Here is a 22126-nt window from a genome sequence, read left to right on the forward strand (position 1 = left end):
TGGTTTCACGTACTTTGCCATATTAGTATTATGGATCGCCATGTACGCATTGTCCAGTCTTGTCCAATAAATTAATGATTAGAGGCATACCGATCGCCCATCTCGTCCCCCAGTATATCGAACAAAGCAAAACAGCCGGCAGAAACGTCGCCATGAAAGCCTTTCGAGCATTAGTACGATCGCAAATTTAGCAGCCCCGCAAGCTCTCATCCACAGCGGGCGATCGCATCAATACCTGCAATTTCTCCCAAATGGCGATCCTCATCCACACCGCCCCTACCAGATCCTAATTTTTTATGTAAATTTTATTTAAGCGACCTATACAGTAACCACGCTCAAAGTTAAAATACTCCCAACAAAAATAGAGCCTTCCAGCTATTTTTTTTAAACAAAAAATCACTGAGTGTACTTACGTGTCAACAAATAAAACCCCCAAACGCAGATCCACAGCACCTAACGCCGGTTTTACAATGCTTGAGACATTGATAATTATCGCAATACTGGGGATATTTTGTGCGATCGCCAGCCCCTCTTGGCTAATGTTCATCAACAACCAGCGTTTGAAGGTATCAGTCGATCGGGCTTATTGGGCAATGGAACTTGCCCAAAGCAACGCCAAACGCGACAAAATTGCATGGCAATCCAGCTTCAAGCAAGTAGGAGAAAACCTACAAGTAGCAGTCCACAAAGCCGAGATTACACCAGCCCAAGTACCAGCCAACCAATGGAAAAGCTTAGAGCCAGATATTCAGATAAATGAACATGATACAACTTTCGATAAAGTCAATGAGAACACAAATAAAATAAAAAAAAATGGAACAGTCTGGCGAGCCATGTTCAATTTTAAAGGTTGCCCCGTCCTCAGTGACAGGAATGATGACTGTACAAGTGTTGGAGCAAAAGGAACCCTAACACTATCCCATCCTAATCTTCAAAGTGGCGATCGATGCGTTATTATTTCCACACTTATAGGACATCAACGCACCTCCCAAAGACAAAAAAAACCCAATAAATACGGAAGATATTGTTATTGACATCGAGTCGTAACCCCTGAAACCCGGTTTCTTCCGATATTTCTGGTTGCTCAACACAAACAGTAGGTACGTAGTTGCGCTTCAGCGCTCTAAGGATTGTGAATTAAATAATTTACAGAAGTTTGTGGGGTGGGCGGGACGCTCGGGAACCCTTTCTGGACGGGCGGGACGCCCATCCCACAAGAAGCATAAAAATTGTAAGGGAGCATCTCAGTTTTGTTTTGCATTTACAGTGCGAGCGTCCCCGCTCGCGTGCTTGTACAAGCACGCGAGCGGGGACAGCACGGAAGATAAAAAATGCTTCTTGCAAAACTGAGATTCTCCCAATTGTAAGTTATTTAATTCTCATTCCTCAGCATACTAAAGAGCGCTGAAGCGCAACTACGTACCTAAGAAATTAACCTCTATTTAAGCTGCCCTTCCTACTTCTTACTCGGCGCAATCTTCTCAATATTAATCAGCGCCTCCATCACCGACTCCACAATCGGCGCCGCCACAACTCCCCCCGTACCACCACCCTTAGGCTCATCAATCACCGCCAGCACCACATACCGAGGAGCCTCCACAGGCATGATCCCCACAAAGCTAGTAATAATCGCCTTATCAGAATAACCCCTACCAGCACTAGCTTTTTGAGCCGTCCCCGTTTTCCCAGCAATCCGATACCCAGGAATTTGTGCAGCTTTCCCCGTACCACCATCCACCACAGTTTCCATCATTTCCAAAACCTTCTTGGTAGTTTGTGGCGAAAAAACCTGCTTCGGAACAGCCCTCGGCAGCTTCCAAAAAGGTTGACCTTCGCGATCGAAAAGTCCCCGCACAACATGAGGAGTTACCAACTTGCCACCGTTAGCCAAAGCCCCATTAAGCTGCACCAACTGCATCGGAGTAATAGAAAAACCTTGACCAAAAGCAGTAGTAGCAACTTCCACCGGAGAATTGATAAATTGCTCTCGATTTTTAAGCTGACTCGTTACTTCAAAAGGCAAATCTGTACCCGCAGTTTGTCCCAGTCCCAATTTTTCTAAAGCTTGATAGTAAAGAGAAGATTTCATCGTGTTCATTATGTGAACCATCCCCACATTACTAGAATGTTTCAAAATCTGCGTAACAGTGGAAGGGCCGCGGGCGCCTGCTTGTTTGTAATCGGAATTTTGGATAGTCCAGATATCCATATAAATCCGACCTTCGTCGTTAAACACAGTGTTAGGTTTGACCGCACCGGCTTCCAGGGCGATCGCCACATTAATCGGTTTAAAAGTCGAACCAGGCTCATAAACATCAGTTACAGCCCAATTTTTATAGCGCGACAAATCGAAATTAAAATATTGATTCGGATCGTAGGAAGGTTCAGCCACCACCGACAGCAACTCGCCGTTTCGGGCATCCATCACAATCACCGCGCCCCGCTTCGCCTCATATTTCAGCATTTTCTCCTTCAGAGCAATCCGGGCCGCCCGCTGCAAGCGACTGTCGATCGTCAATTGCAATTTCAAGTCATCAAGCTGCACAAAACCCGCCGTCAGTCGATCGGGAAGCCAACGCCCGTCGATCGACTTACTAAATTGAATCGACGGCATCGATCGTTCCAGCAAATTCTGCTGGCTGTATTCCACCCCCGCCTGTCCCTTCCGTTCCCCATCCACATAACCCAGAACATCCGCCGCCAACTCCTGCTGCGGGTAAAAACGCTGCTGCTGCCGCACCAACTCCAGCCCATCCACGGGACTATCTTTAATTTGCATCTGCCCCACGCGATCGGCAACCTCTTGAGCCAAAGAACTAGCAATCGTAATACCGCTTTCTGCCAGATTAAACCTTCGCAGCAGTTCAGTTTCCGCCGTATTGCCAGGGGCTACTTCGATCGGCAACATCGGAGCCAATTTAGCAGCAATCTCCGCCTTCGAGTGCTTGAACAACTTCGGGTGAGCGTAGAGAGTGTACACCTGTCTGTCGATCGCCAACACATTTCCCGTGCGATCGACGATCGGGCGTCTCGGCACAAACGGCTTCGTTTTGAGAGTTTGCTGCTGAAGAGCCTGTTTGCGTAGCGCCGGAGCTCGCGTCACCTGCAAATAAAACAAATTTACAGCCAGCCCCAGCCCCCCGAGCATCAACACCACCCACACAACCCACAAGCGGAACTTGTTGCGTTTTAAACGCTCCAGGGGTGGTCGAGGCGGGCTGCTAGCCGTAGCCGCAACTCTGGGTTTGACTGGTTTGCCCCACCAAGTGCGTGAAGCGTAGCTATCCCGTAGGGAATCGCTCGACGCTTTTGGACGTTTAAAATTCGGCGATCTGTAGCGGTCAAAACGGGGATCGTAGCTCATAGCATTCTAAATTTACCGACAAGTTCTACCATTTTAGATTTTAGATTTTAGATTTTAGATTTATGAATTGAATAATTGAAGAATTGCGAATAATTTATAAATATTAAATTGGGATTTGCTGCTTACTGTAGCATTATTTTTTTGAACTTCTCTTTATTATTTTCAAATAATATTTGAAAACTTTAACCGAGGGTAGGTAGGGCCAAAATCGATCGGCACTTTCACAAAAATCAAACCCGAAGCAAGACCCTCGGACACATCCCCAAGAGGGCCCTCTCCGCGTTGACATTGCCCAAAAACGGGCACCGCAGTTCCGACAGACAATGTTTGTGCATCCCCAAATTTTAGACTCAAGATTCAAGCCTCCAGATTCACGGCGCTGCGAGTCAATCTAAAATCTCAAATCTCAAATCTCAAATCGACATTGCCTCAATAGCCCAGCGGCGTTTCCCCACCCGATCGCTTCTTGAGAGCAGGTTCTTCAGAGTTTGGTGCCGCCGCACCGGGCGATCGGTTTTCCGGGGCCGGGCGCAAGAAAATCGTGTCCGCAGGCTTCTGTGCAGCCAAACCGGTTTCTGGATTTTCAGCTTCTTTAGCAAGTTGGTGTTTCAAGACTTCGCTAGCAGCACTCAACTGCTGTTCGCCCCGGCGCAGAGTTTCCAGCTTTTGATACTCTTGACTCCAGCGCTGCTCGCCGTAAACAGTCAAACCGTAGAGAGTCAGAGCGCCGCCCAACAGCAGCACCAATGCGGCCCAGGAGGCGCGCTCCACCCGCAGGAGCGATCGCAGCCACATCGGATGCGACTGGCGATCGGGCATCACTTTCAGCACCGATCCTTGCGCGCGAGGTTTGGCCTGTTCGTCCGCTGGGGAGTAGTTAGGCAATTGGGGCCCAGTTTTTGCCCGTCTAGCTCGGGCAATAGAAGTAACTTTGCTTTTGGCGGCGTCTGTGGTGGGCTTGCCGGTCGATCGGGAGCGGCGGGGAGAATCCGGGGATCTGATAGCAGCGGTCATAGAGTTCACCAATACTTTTATAGAGGGGCAGCTTCAGCTTGAGTGAGGTTAGGAGTTTTTGCGGTTGCCGATCGCCAATTTCTGGAAATCTCGGTTATCCTTACCAAAGATACCTCACAAACCAACCAACCCATCCTACCACTGGTCTCTTTGACTTCTAGATTTGCCAAAAAAATGAATTTTTTGCCGGTTCGCCAGAATCAATGTGAAATTTATTAATAAATGCAGTATTGTAATCAACGAGCGAATCGTCGATCTATTCGTGCCAGCATTGTTTCTCAAGTACACTATTCCCTTCCTTGCGATGGGTTTTGAATGTTAAGGAGTGTTTATGAACAAGGGATTAATTCGTTTGACTTTGGTAATTGGCATTGCAGCAGCCCTCGGCGCTTGCGGCGGTGATGCCGGCAGTGGCGGTGGCGCTAGCCCCACTCCTGGTGGCGGTACTACTCCTCCTCCTGTTTCTGCTCCAGCAACACCAAAGGAAAGTCCAAAGGCTACTCCTGGCGCTGAAAAGTCTCCTGGGGCTGAAAAGTCTCCTGGGGCAGACAAGCCTCCAGCAGGCGGTGCTTCTCCCTCTCCTAAAAAGCCCTAACTAGGCGATCGCGGAGTAAAACCCCAACGGGCCTAGCCTCAAGGGTGAAAAATGGTTCGCTCTTCGCATTTTTCAATCTCATCAGTCTAGGCCTCAAGTTGGGTGTTATTTTTTGTCAGATGCTTTTACTACAGTTCAGTACCTCCCCTTACTGCCGCAAAGTCCGCTTAGCGCTGGGTTACAAGGGCATCCCCTTTCAAGTAGAAAATTTGACTCCGGGCCTGCACGTTTTGAAACTCAAGCCTCTCACGGGGGGTTTGAGGACAGTGCCGGTACTGCTGCCTCAACTTGAAGGTCAACCAGGGGCGATCGCAGACTCGACGCAAATTTTCCACTGGATCGAGTCTAGTTTTCCTTCAACGCCGCTGTTGCCGGCAGGCGAGAGTTTGCAAGCAGAGGCTTGGATGCTGGAAGACTGGCTCGATGAAAGCATCGGCATTGCCACTCGATTTGTTTACTACGAGTTTCGCGCCGGTGCGGGCAAGGAAATCGACCCGTCTGTGTTGAGCCAGTTAGTGATTCAGTTGGCGCGCCGCCAGTTCGGCATTAACCACGCTTCGGCAAAACTCGCCGAGTTGCGCCTGAGCGCTGCTTTAGGCCTGTTGCAGCGTCGCTGGCAAGATGGTTCCTATTTGGTAGGCGACTCCTTGAGCGTGGCAGATATTACTGCTGCCGCGCTGCTGAGTCCTTTAGCTTTGATTCCTCAATACCGGATTGAGCATCCTTGGCTGTTGGAGCGCATTGCCAACATTCACCAAGTTTGCGGCGAAACCCTGCCTCCGGGATTTTAAAAGATACCTGTCGGGCGATCGCCCCAGCCTGAAAATTCCACTAATTAATCAACATTGAGTTCTCGGCCAAACTCACCCACCTTGACCACCTTGGTTTGGCACATTAACCATAATTTGCCAAAATTTTATATCACACAGGTTAAAAAAAGTCAAGGATATTATCTAAAAAATATAAATTTTTCAATTTGTTTTAATATTTCTATACTTAGATGTTAGCCCTTAGCAGTAAAAGCACAGCTTGGTCGCCAGCAAGGCAAGAGCGCGCGCAAGGGTTGCAGTAAGCGTGGTAGCATTAGCGATCAAAAATGTATCCAAATGTAAAGTGCAGCTCCGCTCTAGGTTTTGAAAGCCGCCATTTAGTCAAAAGATTGAGGTAAGTAGTTTTATGCCCGCGACCGTCCCCTTTGAACAGATAGACCGGATTGTTTGGAATCAGCACCACGATCCATTTGAAGTGCTAGGCCCCCACGCGATCGAAGAAAATGGCAAAAAAGTCTGGGTCGTCCGAGCTTATCTGCCGAATGCCGAAGCAGTATCGGTAGTTTTGCCTGAAGCGAGGGCCGAATACCCGATGAAATCAGAGCATCACCATCACTTTTTTGAATGTACGATCGACACCCCAGAACTAGCAAACTATCAACTGCGAGTCAAAGAAGGGGAACACGAACGCTTTATCTACGACCCCTACGCCTTTCGATCGCCCAAACTCACAGAATTTGACCTTCACCTATTCTCAGAAGGCAACCACCACCGGATTTACGAAAAACTAGGAGCCCACTTCACCGAAGTAGACGGCATTACAGGAGTATATTTTGCAGTTTGGGCTCCAAATGCCCGTAACGTCTCAGTCTTAGGAGATTTCAACCTGTGGGACGGCCGCAAACATCAAATGCGGAAATCCCAAAACGGCATCTGGGAATTATTCATTCCGGGACTATCCTACGGAACTCACTACAAATACGAAGTGAAAAACCAAGACGGACATCCCTACGAAAAGTCCGACCCCTACGGTTTCCAGCAAGAGGTACGGCCCAAAACAGCCTCAATAGTCACCGACTTAGATACCTACACTTGGCACGATAGCGCTTGGATCGAACAGCGGCGGCACACAGACCAACTGACGCAGCCAGTTTCGGTTTACGAATGCCACATCGGTTCTTGGCTGCACGCAGGTACAGCCGAACCTGCGGTACTGCCAAACGGAGAAATACAACCAGCAGTGCCGGTTTCGGAACTGAATCCGGGCGCGCGCTTTTTGACTTACCGCGAATTGGCCGATCGGCTAATTCCCTACGTCAAAGACTTAGGATTCACCCACATCGAAATGTTGCCCATTGCCGAACATCCCTTCGACGGTTCCTGGGGCTATCAAGTAACAGGCTATTTCGCCCCAACATCCCGCTACGGCACACCAGAAGATTTCATGTATTTTGTTGACCAGTGCCACGCCGCAGGGATAGGCGTACTGGTAGATTGGGTGCCGGGACATTTCCCCAAAGACGGTCACGGTTTAGCCTTCTTTGACGGAACTCACTTGTACGAACACGCCGATCCCCGCAAGGGCGAGCACAAAGAGTGGGGAACCCTAGTATTTAACTACGGCCGCAACGAAGTGCGGAATTTCCTAGTATCAAATGCTCTGTTCTGGTTTGACAAGTATCACATCGACGGCATTCGCGTAGACGCAGTAGCCTCGATGTTGTACTTAGATTACTGCCGCGAACCCGGAGAATGGCTGACCAACCAGTACGGTGGACGCGAAAATATCGAGGCGGCAGATTTTCTGCGCCAGACAAATCACGTCATTTTTAGCTATTTCCCAGGCGCATTGTCGATCGCCGAAGAATCTACCTCTTGGCCGATGGTATCTTGGCCGACTTATGTAGGCGGTTTGGGCTTCAACCTGAAATGGAACATGGGTTGGATGCACGATATGCTCGACTACTACCACATGGATCCGTGGTTCCGGCAGTTCCACCAGAACAACATAACTTTTAGTATGTGGTACAACCACAGCGAGAATTTTATGTTGGCTTTGTCCCACGATGAAGTTGTCCACGGCAAGGCCCACATCATCGGGAAAATGCCAGGGGACGAATGGCAAAAGTTTGCAAACGTGCGGTGTTTGTTTACCTTTATGTTTGCCCATCCCGGAAAGAAAACCATGTTTATGGGGATGGAGTTCGGCCAGTGGCAAGAGTGGAACGTTTGGGGCGATTTGGAGTGGCAGTTGCTGCAATTTGAGCCACACCAAAAGTTGAAGCTATTTTTCAAGGATTTGAACAATTTGTACCGCAGCGAAACGGCACTTTACAGTCAAGATTTTGCTGAGGATGGGTTTGAGTGGATTGATTGCAGCGACAACAGACACAGCGTGGTGGCCTTTGTGCGCCGCGAGAAGGATGGCGATCAGTTTGTGATTACTGTGTGCAATTTTACGCCACAGCCACACTCTCACTATCGCGTCGGAGTGCCGGAACCGGGTTTCTATACGGAGTTGTTTAACAGCGACGCGCGGGAGTACGGCGGCAGCAATATGGGGAATTTGGGAGGTAAGTGGACTGATGAGTGGTGGTTCCACAACAGCGCTTATTCGATCGACTTGTGTTTGCCGCCTTTGGGTGTGTTGATCTTAAAGATCGATCGGGAAAAAACAGGAGCAAAATCTCAAGAGTTTTAAGTTGTGAGAGTTTTGAGTTAACAATCAAAACTTGATTAAGCATCAAACTTTGAGGTTATTCAGAAACCCGGTTCTTCAAGAAACCGGGTTTTTTCTGTAACTCCATATAGCAAAGTTTCTTGTTTGAAGGAGAGAAAAATCGGCTCGCGATTTCAAATCGGGTAACTGCGGAATTATTCAACCACAGAAGAAGCAGAGAAAGAGGAGAGAAATTTATCATTCCCATGCTACCGGATTCGAGATCCCAGAAAAACTCGGTGTTGCAGCGACGGCATCTGGCGGCGGACTTGTTTTAGTCGATCGCGAGTTATCGGCCGTTCATCTTCGGCAAAAAAAAACCTTAATGAATTTCGCTAGTTTTTTCGTGTACGAACGTACACAATTACGCGACCGAATAAAAACTATTCAGCTCAAATCCGGTAACTGCGGAATTATTCAACCACAGAAGAATCAGAGAAAGACGAGAGAAAATTATCATTCCGATGCTAACGGATTTGAGCTGAAATAGCGGTTTTATACTTTTTCTCTGGTTCAAATTCACCACGCCTGACAGGGCTGGGTTTTCTAGCACCCTAGCAACTCAATCAGTGTCCAATTCCCAATTCCCAATTACCAATTCCCAATTCCCAATTTTCAACTGCGAGTATCGGAAGCGCCAAGATTGTAAGAAACTTTAGACTGCTCAACTGTTATTACTTCCGAAATAGACTGTTCCGACCCTGCATCTAAATTGGGCAGCGGCATATGCTTCATTTCCCACACTTTGAGCAATATTAAATATTCATAAAAAGCTTGTAGCGTGCACCAAGCCAATCCAGCTTGACCGTCAAGAAATCCGCCGAGTAAAATATACATATAGAAAAAGCGCACCACAGGCCGCAAAGGCAAACGCAAAGAAAAATCTTTCAAAGCGCGGCGCCTTTCCACCTCCGACGCGCCAAACAATAAATCCCACCAATTTACTTGACCCGCTGCTAATTGGCGGAGAGTTTCAGCCGCCTCGTCAGTCGAGTAGCGGTTGTGCTTTTCAATCCAGCGAGAAAGACCTTTGCTGCAAGTATAGTGAGGGTAGGTTTCCTTCAAAAAGTGAGTGGGCCCGTTGCAGACTTCCCGTTCAGTGTGACCGTAGTCAGTAAACCATACTTGGTCTTTGCGAAACAGGCGCATTTGATAGCGCGGATATTGAGTGCTGCGACGAATCCAGCGCTCCATAAATATTACTTTTTCAGCTACGTAATAACCTATATATTCTTGACTTTCGATCGCCTTTAAGCATTCAGCAAACAGTGCAGGCGTCATCCGCTCGTCAGCTTCGAGGATGTAAACCCATTCGTACTTGCATTCTACTTCTCGGAGCATCCAAGTCCGCTGGCGTCCGTGAGTTTCAAAGCGATGCTGCACTGTTTGCACGGGATAGTTTTGAACAATCTCAAGGGTGCGATCGCTGCTGAAAGAATCAACTACAATGATATCGTCACAAAGCAGTGCCGATTCAATGCAAGCGGCGATATCAATCTCTTCGTTGTAAGTCAGAATATAAATTGAGAACATTCCCAGCTTTCAGTAAGGGCAAACTATAGCAGAAGGAAGAAGGAAGAAGGAAGAAGGAAGAAGGAAGAAGGAAGAAGCAAGAAGGAAGAAGCAAGAAGCAAGAAGCAAGAAGGAAGAAGCAAGAAGCAAGAAGCAAGAAGGAAGAAGCAAGAAGCAAGAAGGAAGAAGGAAGAAGGAAGAAGGAAGAAGGAAGAAGCAAGAAGCAAGAAGCAAGAAGCAAGAAGCAAGAAGGAAGAAGCAAGAAGCAAGAAGGAAGAAGGAAGAAGGAAGAAGGAAGATGTGAAAATGCAAGAAGAACGATGGTTTCAGCAATTAACAGCGTCCTAACTACTAGGTGCAGTTGCTATATTCAGCAGATCAAGTATTTCTTAGGGATATCTCGACTTGCGCGTTCCGAGCAGTCGGGCCGATCAATTTTTGCGGTGACCGAACCGCAGAATTCCCATACTTCTGAGTCCACTCCAACCAACAGTAATGTAGCCGATCGCCAACAGCAAACTGTTGATTCCAGTCTGCAAACTCGAATTTCTCGATCGAGTTCTCAACTCTTTCTCTTTTTGTTGCTTCTGGGTACCAATCTCTTTGCGAGCTTGATTTGGCAGTTCTTGGGCTTGCTGTTCCAAGAACTTATCGAGGGCTTTCGGGTCATTTTTCGACTCCTGAAGCACGGCTTTCAATTCCTTGGGAAGATTTGGATTCTTGAGTTCTTGTTGCAGCTTCCCGTCGTCTTGCAGTAGCGCGCCTATCTGGTTCCGGAGAAGGCTTTTACGCTGTTCTAACTCAGATTTATACTGCTCGCTTTTAATTTGGGCATCTAGTTTAGCTTCTGCTTGTCCGGCTTCCTTATCGAGTAGAACCAGAGCATCTTTGAGTTCCAGGCGAGTATTGTTGAGATGAACGGGAACCAGCAATAGGTAAATTAGCCCTAACAAGCTGGAAATCAATAGTGCCCAAAATCGCAAATCAACCCAAACATTGCGCCGGTCAATAGAGACTCCACTGCTGCTGTCCACCCAAAAGCCCGTCATCAGCAGGGCGATACCCATCAAAGGAATAATGCCCCGGTCAACTATCTGAGTTGCTGCGGCCAACTGCCAGCCTCGATTGCTCATGTCCGAGATTTCTCCCGGCAGCGATAGAACAATGCTGTTAAGCAAGGCAGAGAGAATCAAGATAATCCCGACTACTTTGAGAGTGCGAGCAGCTACTGAAGAAAATTGACGGCTGTTAGTTGCTTTCATAATTGCTGTTAGATAATTCTACACTGTTAGATTAAACGAAATTTTGTTTAATGAGTTGACTGATGAGAGGGTTCAATTGCTCTTCCTCACTGATTGCTTCGTTTGGGGAGATCGCGCGGCCGGTGCCACACCATCGCAGAGGTTAAGTCCCGAATCTGTGCAAACAGGAGTCCTGAATCTGAAAAGGGCTGCTGAGACGGGAAAGTCCGCACGCGAAAGACGAATCAAACCGTCCCCCATTTGATGATTTGGGAAGTCCCAACAAGATGCTTGCACAGGTTGGTACTTCAGATTATTTTCCACCAAAATAGCTCGATCGGGTAATCGCCTCAAATTTCCTCCCACCAGTTGCTAAGCTGTTAGTCATTTAAATTTATTGCCTCAACCCCTTACAGTATGGGGTCTGGCACACAAATAGTGCAGTTTGAATGTCGAACAGCTTACCCCAAACACTTTGCCAAAATATTCAATCCAATTTCTAAAAGTTGTCCAAGCCGCATCAGATATCGACTTGGATAGCTTTTTGTTTTTGACCATGTTCTTCACCTGCAAGTCTTCATAGGCTACCAAGTCGTTAGACTGGACTACGCACCTTGCCAATTTCACAGCAAAGTCTTTACGTCGCCTACTTACCTTAAGGTGTTTTTTGTTCAAGCGATTTCTCGCCTTATCTCTGTTTTTGGAACCCTTTTTGGTTCTGGAGAGTCTCCGATTAAGTCGTTTTAGCGACTTCTCTGATTTTCTTAGATGACGCGGGTTCTCGACGGTATTACCGTCAGAGTCCGTGTAGAAATGAGTTAGCCCTACATCCAAACCGATAGTTTTCCTGGTCGGTTCACGCTTTTCGTTGCGTTCAGCGTCAATACAAAATTGCACATAGTAGCCGTCTGCCCGACAAACTACGCGCACCCGTTTAATTTGATTTAGCTGATATTCGTGCAAGTCGCGACTTCCCCATAACTTGAAACAACCTGCTTTGAAGCCATCACTGAAGTTGATGCTTCTTCTGTCTTCAGAAAGTTTCCACCCACAAGTCTTGTATTCTACAGAACCGTGCGACGAGTGCTTTTTGAAGCGCGGAAAACCTTTCTTTCCTGGTTTTGCCTTTTTGCAGTTGTCGAAGAACCGCGCAATTGATGACCAAGCTCTTTCTGCGGAAGCCTGCCTAGCCATTGAATTAAGCTTGGTGGCCCAAGGAAATTCCTTGGCAAGAACTACGCAATAAGCGCTTAAGTCGTAGCGACCCACCCCTTTCGTATCCATCCAGTATCTGATGCAGCTATTACGAATGAAGCGAGCAGTACGAATGGCTTCGTCTAGCCGTTCGTACTGCTCGCTTTTTCCTTCTAGCTTGGCTTCAAATACTAACATTTACGTTACCGAACCGGATATAAAAACTCTAACACAGTTCTGGCAGAATTAAAGCTGTCCTAAAAGGATGGGGCTTTAGACCCAAATTTTTGGTAAGATTTAGGTGTGTTTCACCGCTATATTTCTCGCTTGCCAGATGGCGTGGCACTTTCATCCCCTGTCTTATAGTAATTGATCTCACAGAGATCTGAAACAAATAATTGTTTCCCAATCTTTTGAACCTCCAATTACCAACTGCACAACACGGCAGTCACTCGATCGATTTGAGATTTTCCGTTTTCGATTGTAGGATTTGTACCTATTGACAAAAACAATGCAACTTTCGGATCGCGATCGAACCCATACAGAATAAGTCATTCCTCATCGCCTACCGCGCTCTTGAAAATCGAAATTTTTATTACTCGATAGATGAATCTGGGAGTTTGAACTCTTAGTCTCAAATTTGGGGCTGCTGGCGGCTGTGGGAAAGCAAGTATCGGTTTTTTTGGTGGGAGGAGAGATACAGGAGTAGCTATTTTCCCCTTTTTCGTTCTGTTTGCCGGAAAGCGCAGCAGAAGGGCATTCTTGTTTGTTGCTTTCTCCTTAAGAGCGATCAATTACTAATTACCAATTACTAATTACCAATTACTAATTATTGGCAGCTCGATCGCTGGCTCGTTCAATGGCAAACGCGCTCTTATCTCACATTTTTTGCTAGGATGATTCATCGCCGTGCATTTTTTTAGTTATGACTGTAATGATTTCGGGTGTTTACACGTTGGGAGAACTTGAAAGATCGATCGCCTCCGATCCTCAAAAGTGGCGTCCGATGGTGTTTACTAATGGCTGCTTCGATATCCTGCACGCGGGGCACGTCCGCTATTTGCAGGCGGCAAAAGCTTTGGGGCGATCGCTCGTGGTGGGCTTGAATAGCGATGTTAGCGTGCAAACTATCAAGCCGCAGCAGCCGGGATTGCCACCCCGCCCGATCGTACCGGAAATTCAGCGAGCGGAAGTGCTGGCTGCTCTCAAACCAGTGGACGGCGTGGTAATTTTTTCCGAAATTACAGCTACTAAACTGATAAGTATCCTGAAGCCTGAGATATACGTTAAAGGAGGTGACTATCAACTCGAAAGTTTGCCGGAAGCACCGGCAGTTATCGCCGGAGGTGGCAAGATTTCCTTGATCGAAATAGAAGTTCCGAGTTCTACCAGTGCGATCGTCAAACGCATTTTGCAGTTAGGCGTTTAACCCCCGATCGCAAACAGCAAACAGTGAGCTAAACTCAGAAGTTACCCCATCCAAAATACCAAGAGTGCGATCGCTCGTACAATTTTATCCAAATTGCTAAGCAGGAGATAATTTTAATGGAACTCACAAGCAATAACACGATCGCGGAAATCCTCGAAAAAAACAAAGCTGAGTTACTAGCAGACTGGCTCAAAGAACTGCAAAACACCGGGCTGCGGCGGGACGACTTGATGAGAGCCAAAGAATTGCGATCGGAGTGTCAAGAGTTCCTGCAATTGCTCCAAATAGCTGTGGGACACGGTAACTTGAGCGACATCCAGACACCAGAGTGGGAAAATATGCGGCTGCTGCTGGCCGAAGTTTCGCGATCGCGCGTTCAGAGGGGCTTTACCCCATCAGAGATAGCCAGTTTTATATTATGCTTCAAAAAGCCATTGTTCGATCGGCTGTGTCGCGAATTGACACAAAACCGCGACGCACTTGTCGAACAACTTTGGCTGTCCACCAGCTTATTAGACCAGCTCGGTCTTTGGGTGACAGAAATCTTTCTCAAAGCTCGCGAAGAAGTCATCGAACGCCAGCAGCAAGAAATGCTCGAATTGTCAACACCCGTAGTCAAACTTTGGCAAGGCATTCTCGCTTTACCAATGATTGGAACTCTTGACAGCGCCCGCACTCAAATAGTCATGGAAACTCTGTTGCAGGAAATCATGGAAACAGGCTCAGAATTTGCGATTTTAGATATTACAGGGGTGCCGACTGTTGATACTTTAGTCGCTCAACATTTATTGAAAACTGTAGCCGCCGCCCGTTTGATGGGTACTGAGTGCATCATCAGCGGCATTCGCCCACAAATCGCTCAAACCATCGTTCATTTGGGAGTTGACTTGCAGGATATTCTGACCAAAGCGACTTTGGCAGATGCTTTTAAAGTAGCTTTGCAACGCCAAGGTTTAACTATCAAAAATATTAAAGAGGAAAGATAAAATATAGTAATGGGTAATTGGTAATTGGTAATTGGTAATTGGTAATTGGTAATTGGTAATTGGTAATTGGTAATTCCTCTGTTATTTACATTGTAAACCGCTCTATTGTGTTTATTGCTGCTAAAAATTCATTTAATTCAAAACTCAAATAGAGGTGAATTTATGGAACGGATTCCTATCCTGCAAATGGGAGAATTTCTGCTAGTAACAATCCAAGTAGATATGCACGATCGCTTGGCAATGACTTTGCAAGACGACCTGACAAACCGCATAGTAAAAACGGGAGTCAAAGGAGTTTTAATAGAAATCTCTTCCCTGGAAATTGTAGATTCTTTTATCGGTCGCATTCTCAACAATATCGCTACCATGTCGCGTTTTTTAGATGCTGAAACAGTTGTGGTGGGGATGCAGCCGGCGGTGGCGATTACGCTGGTTGAATTGGGGCTTTCTTTGACAGGAGTTCGGACAGCTTTAAGCGTTGAGAAGGGGATGAATTTATTGCGAAAATCCTTGGGCTTGTCTGATTCAGAGGTGTAAATAATCGATGAATTGTCCGGTGATTTAGAGACGGAGAATTAAAAAACGGGTTTGTTTGTAAATACGTTTTTGATACAGTGAAGATTTATTACAAGGAACTAGGGTGATACCAATTCACTATGAAGCTGCACGATCTGGGAAGCCTCAAATCCTTTCCGGTAAAGGATCTATTCCATGCAGCTTCATAGAAAAATAGTATGAGAAGTGTAACTTCTATGTTTTGTGGAGAAGTTCTATTTTAACTAGAGTAGCGCCATGTCAAAACGTGAGACACTAGAAATTCGATCGTCCTCCGATATAGTCCACGTCCGGCAGCAAGTGCGAAACTTGGCTGTAGCAATGGGATTCGGCTTGGTAGACCAAACGAAAATTGTTACCGCAGCCAGCGAACTTGCCCGCAATACTGTAGACTACGGCAAGGGGGGAACTGTAACTCTAGAAACGCTCCAATTAGGTACTCGCAAAGGGCTGCGGCTGATATTTGAAGACAAGGGCCCGGGAATTCCAGATATTGAATTGGCGATGACTGATGGTTATACTTCCGATCGTGGTTTGGGTTTGGGGCTCAGCGGTTCTAAGCGGTTGATGCACGAATTTGAGATTGTTTCTAAGGTGGGTAAGGGTACTAAAATTGCGATCGTCCGTTGGAAATGAGAAGGGGAGATGGGGAGAGGGGGAGATGGGGAGAGGGGAAGATGGGGAGATGGGGGGACAAAGCGGGTTTCTAGGAGTTTTGTGTTTGGTAACTAGAAATATAGGAAGAAATTCGGTTTATAAAACGATTGATGAGGGGCGAGAAACCGGGTTTATACGAATTTTGCATTGAGTGGCGATAAATCTTTTAAGAAACCAGGTTTCTGAGGTGTCACTAATCACTGATTACTGCTGACTGATGAGGGCGAGAAACCGGGTTTATACGAATTTTGCATTGAGTGGCGATAAATTTTCTAAGAAACCCGGTTTCTGAGATCACTCATGATAACTGTCAACTGTCCACTGTCAACTGTCCACTGTCAACTGACTTTTTGGCGCGACAGCTTAAGATTAGAACTACACAAATAATGATAAATGTCATAGCCTTACCCGTAACAGAAGAAAGTCAAGTCGGAGAAGCGCGACGAATTGCAGTCGCCCTCGCGGCGGAAGTTGGATTTAATGAGACCGATCGCGGTAAAGTGGCAATTGCGATCGCCGAAGCAGCAAAAAACGTTGTCAAACACGCCCGCGAAGGAGAAATTTTGCTGCAAACCGTACAAACAGCGGCAGGATATAGCATTCAAATAGTAGCGCTAGACCGGGGGCCGGGTATGGCAAATGTCGGTCAGTGTTTGCGGGATGGTTTTTCGACTGCGGGAACTCTGGGAACCGGACTCGGCGCGATTCAACGCCTTTCTAGTTTTTTTGATATTCATTCTGTGCCGAAACTGGGGACTGCTTTGTTAATGCGACTCTCCCCTACCCAGAATCGCGTGGAAGCCTCGGAAAACGGCAATTACTTGGAATTTGGGGTTGTTCGCTTGCCGAAAGTAGGAGAGCAGATTTGTGGCGATTCCTGGGCGACGCAAAATCATCTGAACAAAAATCTGATTTTAGTCGCTGATGGGCTTGGCTACGGGGTTTTGGCCCAGGAAGCGTCGCAGGAAGCTGTGCGAGTTTTTGGGGAAAATGCTAAACTCGGGCCGAAAGCTATTTTAGAGAAGGCTCACGCTGCTTTAAAAAATACCAGAGGAGCGGCTGCTGCGATCGCCCTGATCGATCGTACTCAAAAAACCATCTGTTTTGCCGGAGTTGGCAACATTACTGGTGTAGTGTTCACAGATAACCAAACCCGCAGCATGGTTTCCCACAACGGCACTGTTGGACATATGATGCGAAAAGTAGCAGAATTTGTCTATCCTTGGTCGTCCCATTCCTTGTTAATTATGCACTCCGATGGTTTGGCGGCACAGTGGGATTTAAACCGCTACCCGGGTTTGGCTGCGAGACATCCGGCTTTAATTGCAGCCGTACTCTACCGAGACTTTAAACGCACTCGCGATGACATGACAGTTGTAGTAGCCAAGGTAAGACAAGCAGCTTGAGAATATTTCCTAACAAGCATGAAACTGTAGGCGAACTATAAATCACGATCGTCATGAGTGATTTCCCGATCGACAATCCCCAATGCTTCAATGCGAAAATGGCATGATTTACCCAATTCTGACAACGGAAGTCCGCTTTGAACAAGACATCGTACAAGTACGCCAAAGAGCTCGCCAAATAGGCGCATTGTTGGGATTCGATTCCCAAACACAAACGCGCATCGCGACAGCCGTTTCCGAAATTGCTCGCAATGCTTTTAAATATGCAGGTGGTGGTAAAGTAGAATTTTTTGTGGAAGGGGAATCGCCACAGGTTTTTCGGACTCGGATTTCTGATAGCGGGCCGGGAATTGCTGATTTAGCGCAGGTTTTAGGCCCCAATTTTCGATCGCAAACTGGTGCGGGCCTCGGTTTAGCAGCAGCAAAGCGGTTGATGGATGAGGTGCAAATCGATTCGGCGCGCGATCGCGGGACGGCTGTACAATTAATCAAGCAGTTTTCTAAGCAGATGCCTGCGCTGAGTGCGATCGATCTAAACAAATTACTTGATAAACTAGCGCGCCAAATTCCTGAAGATCCCTATGCGGAAATTCAGCAGCAAAATCAAGAATTGCTGCGTACTTTAGACGAACTCCGCCAGCGTCAAGAAGAACTCGTACAATTAAATCAAGAACTAGAAGATACGAATCGCGGAGTCGTCGCACTTTATGCCGAATTGAACGATAAAGCCGAATCTCTCCAGCGAGAGGGCGAACTCAAAACCAGCTTTCTCTCCAACATGAGCCACGAGTTTCGCACTCCGCTAACCACAATTCTCAGTATTTCCGAAATCTTGTTAAATCGCATCGACGGAGAACTTTCGCCCGAACAAGACAAGCAGTTAAATTTTATTCGCAAATCTGCCGAGTCTCTCGCAGAACTTGTTGATGACTCGTTAGATTTAGCTAAGGTGGAAGCCGGAAAAGTAACGGTTCGCGTGGCTGATTTTGAAGTCGAAGATTTGTTCAGCGCGCTGCGCGGAATGATGCGCCCCCTGCTACCACAAAACTCGCCCGTCAGTCTAATTTTTGAAGTGCCTTTGGAACTACCAACTCTTACCACTGATGAGGGAAAAGTTTCTCAGATTTTGCGTAATCTGATTTCTAATGCGCTGAAATTTACCGAAGCGGGAGAAGTCAGAGTTGCGGCCGAAATGGGAAAGGGGGGAATGGTTACTTTTTCAGTGGCTGATACGGGTATTGGAATTCCAACCGCCGACCAAACGCGGATTTTTGAAGAATTTGTTCAAGTGGAAAATCACTTGCAGAAGGGGGTGAAAGGCACAGGATTGGGATTGTCTCTGTGTAGAAAAATGGCTGAATTTCTGGGGGGGAGTATTAAAATAGAAAGTTCGCCCGGGGTGGGTTCGACTTTTTTGGTGAATTTGCCGATCGCCTATGCTGGAGATTCAGAAGTATCTGCGGAAATCTCGGAATCTCAACCAGAGGAAACAGGGCGGGCGATCGAGAATTTGCGATCGGCTGCGCGCGATCGGGCACCAAAAGTTGCGATCGTGAAAGAGCAAAAGAGTTTTTCGCTATTTGGTGAAAGACTTGCGGGCAGAAATCCATTGTACTGCGACGTGCGCCGCCAACGATGGTGAAGTTCCGAGGTATGGATATCGTGTTCGATCGATTACCATAACCAAAATGGTTTGTAGTGCGCCTCCCATTCCGCAGCAGGAGAGCGGACTGAAGTCCTTACTGCGAACCGTTTGTAGTGCGGTTAATCGAGCCGACACGATAGGAAACCGCGTTTACAAAAACGAAGTTTCTTTAATTTGCAACAGCATTTAACCCTTGTGCTGTAAAATGTATGCGTTCTCAGTAGTAACCGTAGGGTGCGTCGCCATTCACAATCCCTAAAAAAAATCGACAATTTCATAGCGACGCACCAGTGCCATCCCTCGCCGAGTGTAAACAAACCCAATAATTATATTGTAGCCAAACTTTTTTGAAATAATATAAGGTGCGTCGCTGTGAGATTGTCGCTCTTGATGCAAGGGCTTGTCGGTGGCGACGCACCCTACGAATACTTTGGCATGATTTTTAATAGTTAGTATTAGCTTTAGTCTCGATTTAAAAAACAATGAAACAGTAGCCCCGCGCTCCCAACCCACACATAATCAGCCCTTCCCAATTCTAAAATCCCAAATCCAAAATCTAAAATCGCATGACTTTCATTTCCCTTCAATATGCCCTGTTTCTATTAGTTTTGTTCGTGGCTTACTGGTTGGTTCCCCTGCGGTGGTGGCGGCTGTTTGTCATGCTGGCGGGAAGTCTGATTTTTTATGCTTCGCTGCAAATTTGGTATATTCCTCTGCTGTTAATCGGTGTTGTGTTTAATTACTGCTTGGCGATGGCGATCGGGGAACCTTTGGATTGGCGGATTGCTAATGAATCTTGGAATCGCCGGCGCTTGTTGGTACTGTGGCTGGGAATAGGGCTGAATGTTTTGCTGCTGCTGGGTTTTAAGTATGTACCTTTTTTCTTGAATTCGATCGGCACTTTGTTAAATTGGCCTGTTGCTTTAGACAGCGCTAACTGGGTGAAAACTCACGTCATCGCACCCCTGGGATTGAGTTTCTTTTGCTTTGAGTGCATTGCTTATTTGATTGATGTGTACCGAGGCGCGCCGGCTGCTACTTCGCTGCTGCACTTTGCTGCTTACAAGTTGTTTTTTGCGAAACTGATTTCCGGGCCGATTACTCGCTATCATAACTTGATATATCAACTGAAATCCCAGAAATTTCCGACGCCCGATCGCATTTCTGAGGCCCTTTGGACGATCGCCTTTGGTGCAGTAAAAAAAGGTCTTTTCGCCGACAACTTGGGAATTTATGTCGATTTAAGTTTTACCAACTTGCAGCGCGCGGGTAGCGAGGATTTGTGGCTGGCGATTTTTGCTTACGGGCTGCAACTTTATCTCGATTTTAGCGGCTACGTTGACATGGCGCGCGGTACTGCTTTGCTGTTGGGTTGGTACTTACCACCAAATTTTGATTTTCCTTATTTTAGTACGAGCATCGCTGATTTTTGGCGGCGCTGGCACATGACTTTGGGGGATTGGCTGCGGAATTATTTGTATTTTCCCTTGGGAGGTTCGCGCGTTGGTTTGTGGCGCACTTGTTTCAATTTGTCTCTTGTCATGTTAATTGCGGGAATTTGGCACGGTGCAGCTTGGGGATTTATAGTGTGGGGGGGTTTGCACGGTTTGGCTTTGGCGGTGCACCGGGTGACGGATGTGACTTTTAAGAAGTTGCGGATCGACTTTTTGTGGGAAAATCCGATCGGAATGGCAATGGGTTGGCTGTTAACTCAAACAATGGTTTTTGGTAGTTGGATATTTTTCCGGCTTCCCGATTTAAAGAATTCGGGATGGGCGATTTCGCATTTGTGGGGACATCCTGCTGATGTGCAGTTTTCGCATAAAGTTTATGTGGAAGCTTTGGGCTTGGAAAGAATACATTTAACTTGGATGTTGGCTGCTGTGGCTGCTGCTATGCTGGGGAATTATATTTTGAGTCGGGGTTTGAAGTTGGAGTTAAATTGGCCGGTGAAATTGGTATTAGTGCCGCTTTGTTTGTATGCGGTTTGGGTGTTGGCGCCGGAAGGCGGTTTACCTTATATTTATTTCGATTTTTAGGAAACGTGGCGGTTGAAACCGCGTCTATACATACAAAACCCACCTCCGTGGGTTGAAGAAAATGTTGTACAAACAAGGTTTTAACCGCCGGGTTATAGCTGATAGGAACACCAGTCACTCCAGCTACCGACATAGAGTTTAGCATCGGGAATTCCGGCGATTTCTAAGGACAGTAAATTAACGCAAGCTGTCACGCCGGAACCGCAGTAAACGATGATTTCTTCCGCTTTTTCTAATTCCGTCCACCGCTGTTTTTGTTCGGAGATCGATCGCACTTTTCCAGTTTCCTCGGTCACTCCTTGCCAAGGGTAGTTGACAGCACCCGGAATGTGGCCTGCAATAGGGTCGATCGGCTCCCGCAAGCCCTCGTATCTCTCACTTTCTCGCGAATCAACCAAAACTGTCTCCGGCAAGTCTTTTCGCTCTTTTACAGCCTCGATATCAACCGCCATATTCGGCTGCAATTGCACTACAAATTTACCATCGCGGGTTTCTGTCCAAGTATCTGTTACCGGATATCCCGCCGCTTTCCAAGCACTGAAACCGCCGTCTAACAAAGCGACTTTGCTGTGTCCCATGTATCGCAGCAGCCACCACAAGCGAGACGCAAAAGCTAGTCGCGAATCGTCATAAGCCACGACTAAAGTTTCTGAGGAATTAATGCCGATAGCGCTGAATTTATTAGCTAATTCTGCAATATTGGGCAGCGGGTGTCTGCCGCCGTGGGTGCCAACTACACTCGCCAGATCTTCGTTTAAATCTAAATAGAAAGATCCGGGAATGTGACTTTCTTGATATTGTTTTTGTCCCAATTTTCGATCGGCGAGAGCAAACCGACAGTCTACAATTACCACTTGCGGATTTTCGGTATTGGCGGCCAACCATTCAGGGGAAACGATTAAATTATTGTCATTCATAACTATTCAAATTTGTGCTAGGACATCTCTCGGTAATTCATAAATACCCAAGAAAGCAGAATATCTCGGCTAATTCTTAGGTA

The 22126-nt window shown here is 46.9% G+C and carries 16 protein-coding genes and 1 pseudogene; 11 read left to right on the top strand and 6 right to left on the bottom strand.

Annotation, left to right across the window (positions count from 1 at the left end; translation table 11 throughout):
* Positions 1–413: 413 nt before the first annotated feature.
* Positions 414–1034 carry a type II secretion system protein gene (locus tag JGK16_RS15375; protein WP_293191243.1) on the top strand — a complete coding sequence of 207 codons (621 nt, stop codon included), beginning with the start codon at positions 414–416 and terminating at the stop codon, positions 1032–1034.
* A gap of 422 nt (positions 1035–1456) precedes the next feature.
* Here JGK16_RS15375 and JGK16_RS15380 read toward each other — a convergent pair whose 3' ends face one another.
* Both JGK16_RS15380 and JGK16_RS15385 read right to left on the bottom strand, forming a co-directional pair.
* Entirely contained in the window at positions 1457–3364 is a 1908-nt protein-coding gene (locus JGK16_RS15380; RefSeq protein ID WP_293191246.1) for a penicillin-binding protein 2, read from the bottom strand.
* Between the two features lie 429 nt (positions 3365–3793).
* Positions 3794–4378: a hypothetical protein gene (locus JGK16_RS15385; protein ID WP_293181402.1), complete on the bottom strand. Its 585-nt coding sequence runs from the start codon at positions 4376–4378 to the stop codon at positions 3794–3796.
* Between the two features lie 331 nt (positions 4379–4709).
* Between JGK16_RS15385 and JGK16_RS15390 the strand changes: the two genes are divergently transcribed.
* The 3 genes from JGK16_RS15390 to glgB all read left to right on the top strand — a co-directional run bounded on the left by JGK16_RS15390 (position 4710) and on the right by glgB (position 8444).
* Positions 4710–4973, top strand: a complete 264-nt coding sequence (locus JGK16_RS15390) for a serine protease (protein ID WP_293181399.1) — start codon at positions 4710–4712, stop codon at positions 4971–4973.
* A 119-nt stretch (positions 4974–5092) separates the two neighbouring features.
* Positions 5093–5764 (top strand): glutathione S-transferase family protein, encoded by a 672-nt coding sequence (locus tag JGK16_RS15395; RefSeq protein ID WP_293181396.1) that lies wholly within the window; start codon positions 5093–5095, stop codon positions 5762–5764.
* 385 nt (positions 5765–6149) lie between these two features.
* Positions 6150–8444, top strand: a complete 2295-nt coding sequence (gene glgB, locus JGK16_RS15400; protein ID WP_293181393.1) for a 1,4-alpha-glucan branching enzyme — start codon at positions 6150–6152, stop codon at positions 8442–8444.
* A gap of 633 nt (positions 8445–9077) precedes the next feature.
* Here glgB and JGK16_RS15405 read toward each other — a convergent pair.
* The 3 genes and pseudogenes from JGK16_RS15405 to JGK16_RS15415 form a co-directional block, all read right to left on the bottom strand.
* Positions 9078–9995 (bottom strand): glycosyltransferase family 2 protein, encoded by a 918-nt coding sequence (locus JGK16_RS15405; RefSeq protein WP_293181390.1) that lies wholly within the window; start codon positions 9993–9995, stop codon positions 9078–9080.
* Between the two features lie 410 nt (positions 9996–10405).
* Complete coding sequence (locus JGK16_RS15410) at positions 10406–11236, bottom strand: HpsJ family protein (RefSeq protein ID WP_293146585.1); 831 nt, start codon at positions 11234–11236, stop codon at positions 10406–10408.
* A gap of 444 nt (positions 11237–11680) precedes the next feature.
* A pseudogene (locus tag JGK16_RS15415) lies at positions 11681–12607 on the bottom strand (transposase); the annotation flags it as partial.
* Positions 12608–13343: 736 nt separating this feature from the next.
* Here JGK16_RS15415 and JGK16_RS15420 point away from each other — a divergent pair.
* From JGK16_RS15420 to JGK16_RS15450, 7 genes are all read left to right on the top strand, one after another.
* Positions 13344–13838: an adenylyltransferase/cytidyltransferase family protein gene (locus JGK16_RS15420; protein WP_293181456.1), complete on the top strand. Its 495-nt coding sequence runs from the start codon at positions 13344–13346 to the stop codon at positions 13836–13838.
* A 116-nt stretch (positions 13839–13954) separates the two neighbouring features.
* Positions 13955–14824: an STAS domain-containing protein gene (locus JGK16_RS15425; RefSeq protein ID WP_293181387.1), complete on the top strand. Its 870-nt coding sequence runs from the start codon at positions 13955–13957 to the stop codon at positions 14822–14824.
* 162 nt (positions 14825–14986) lie between these two features.
* Entirely contained in the window at positions 14987–15361 is a 375-nt protein-coding gene (locus JGK16_RS15430) for an STAS domain-containing protein (RefSeq protein WP_293146581.1), read from the top strand.
* Between the two features lie 255 nt (positions 15362–15616).
* Positions 15617–16015, top strand: a complete 399-nt coding sequence (locus JGK16_RS15435) for an anti-sigma regulatory factor (RefSeq protein ID WP_293191250.1) — start codon at positions 15617–15619, stop codon at positions 16013–16015.
* A 407-nt stretch (positions 16016–16422) separates the two neighbouring features.
* A complete protein-coding gene (locus JGK16_RS15440) occupies positions 16423–17442 on the top strand; it encodes an ATP-binding SpoIIE family protein phosphatase (protein ID WP_293181378.1) in 1020 nt (339 codons plus the stop codon).
* A gap of 82 nt (positions 17443–17524) precedes the next feature.
* On the top strand, positions 17525–19084 hold the full coding sequence (locus tag JGK16_RS15445) for an ATP-binding protein (protein WP_293191252.1): 1560 nt from the start codon (positions 17525–17527) through the stop codon (positions 19082–19084).
* 569 nt (positions 19085–19653) lie between these two features.
* Positions 19654–21126 (top strand): MBOAT family protein, encoded by a 1473-nt coding sequence (locus tag JGK16_RS15450; RefSeq protein ID WP_293191254.1) that lies wholly within the window; start codon positions 19654–19656, stop codon positions 21124–21126.
* 92 nt (positions 21127–21218) lie between these two features.
* Here the strand turns inward: JGK16_RS15450 and JGK16_RS15455 are convergent, their stop codons facing one another.
* Complete coding sequence (locus JGK16_RS15455) at positions 21219–22043, bottom strand: sulfurtransferase (protein ID WP_293191256.1); 825 nt, start codon at positions 22041–22043, stop codon at positions 21219–21221.
* Between the last annotated feature and the right edge of the window lie 83 nt (positions 22044–22126).

The sequence above is a fragment of the Microcoleus sp. PH2017_09_SFU_O_A genome, assembly GCF_020738625.1.
GTDB lineage: Bacteria > Cyanobacteriota > Cyanobacteriia > Cyanobacteriales > Microcoleaceae > Microcoleus.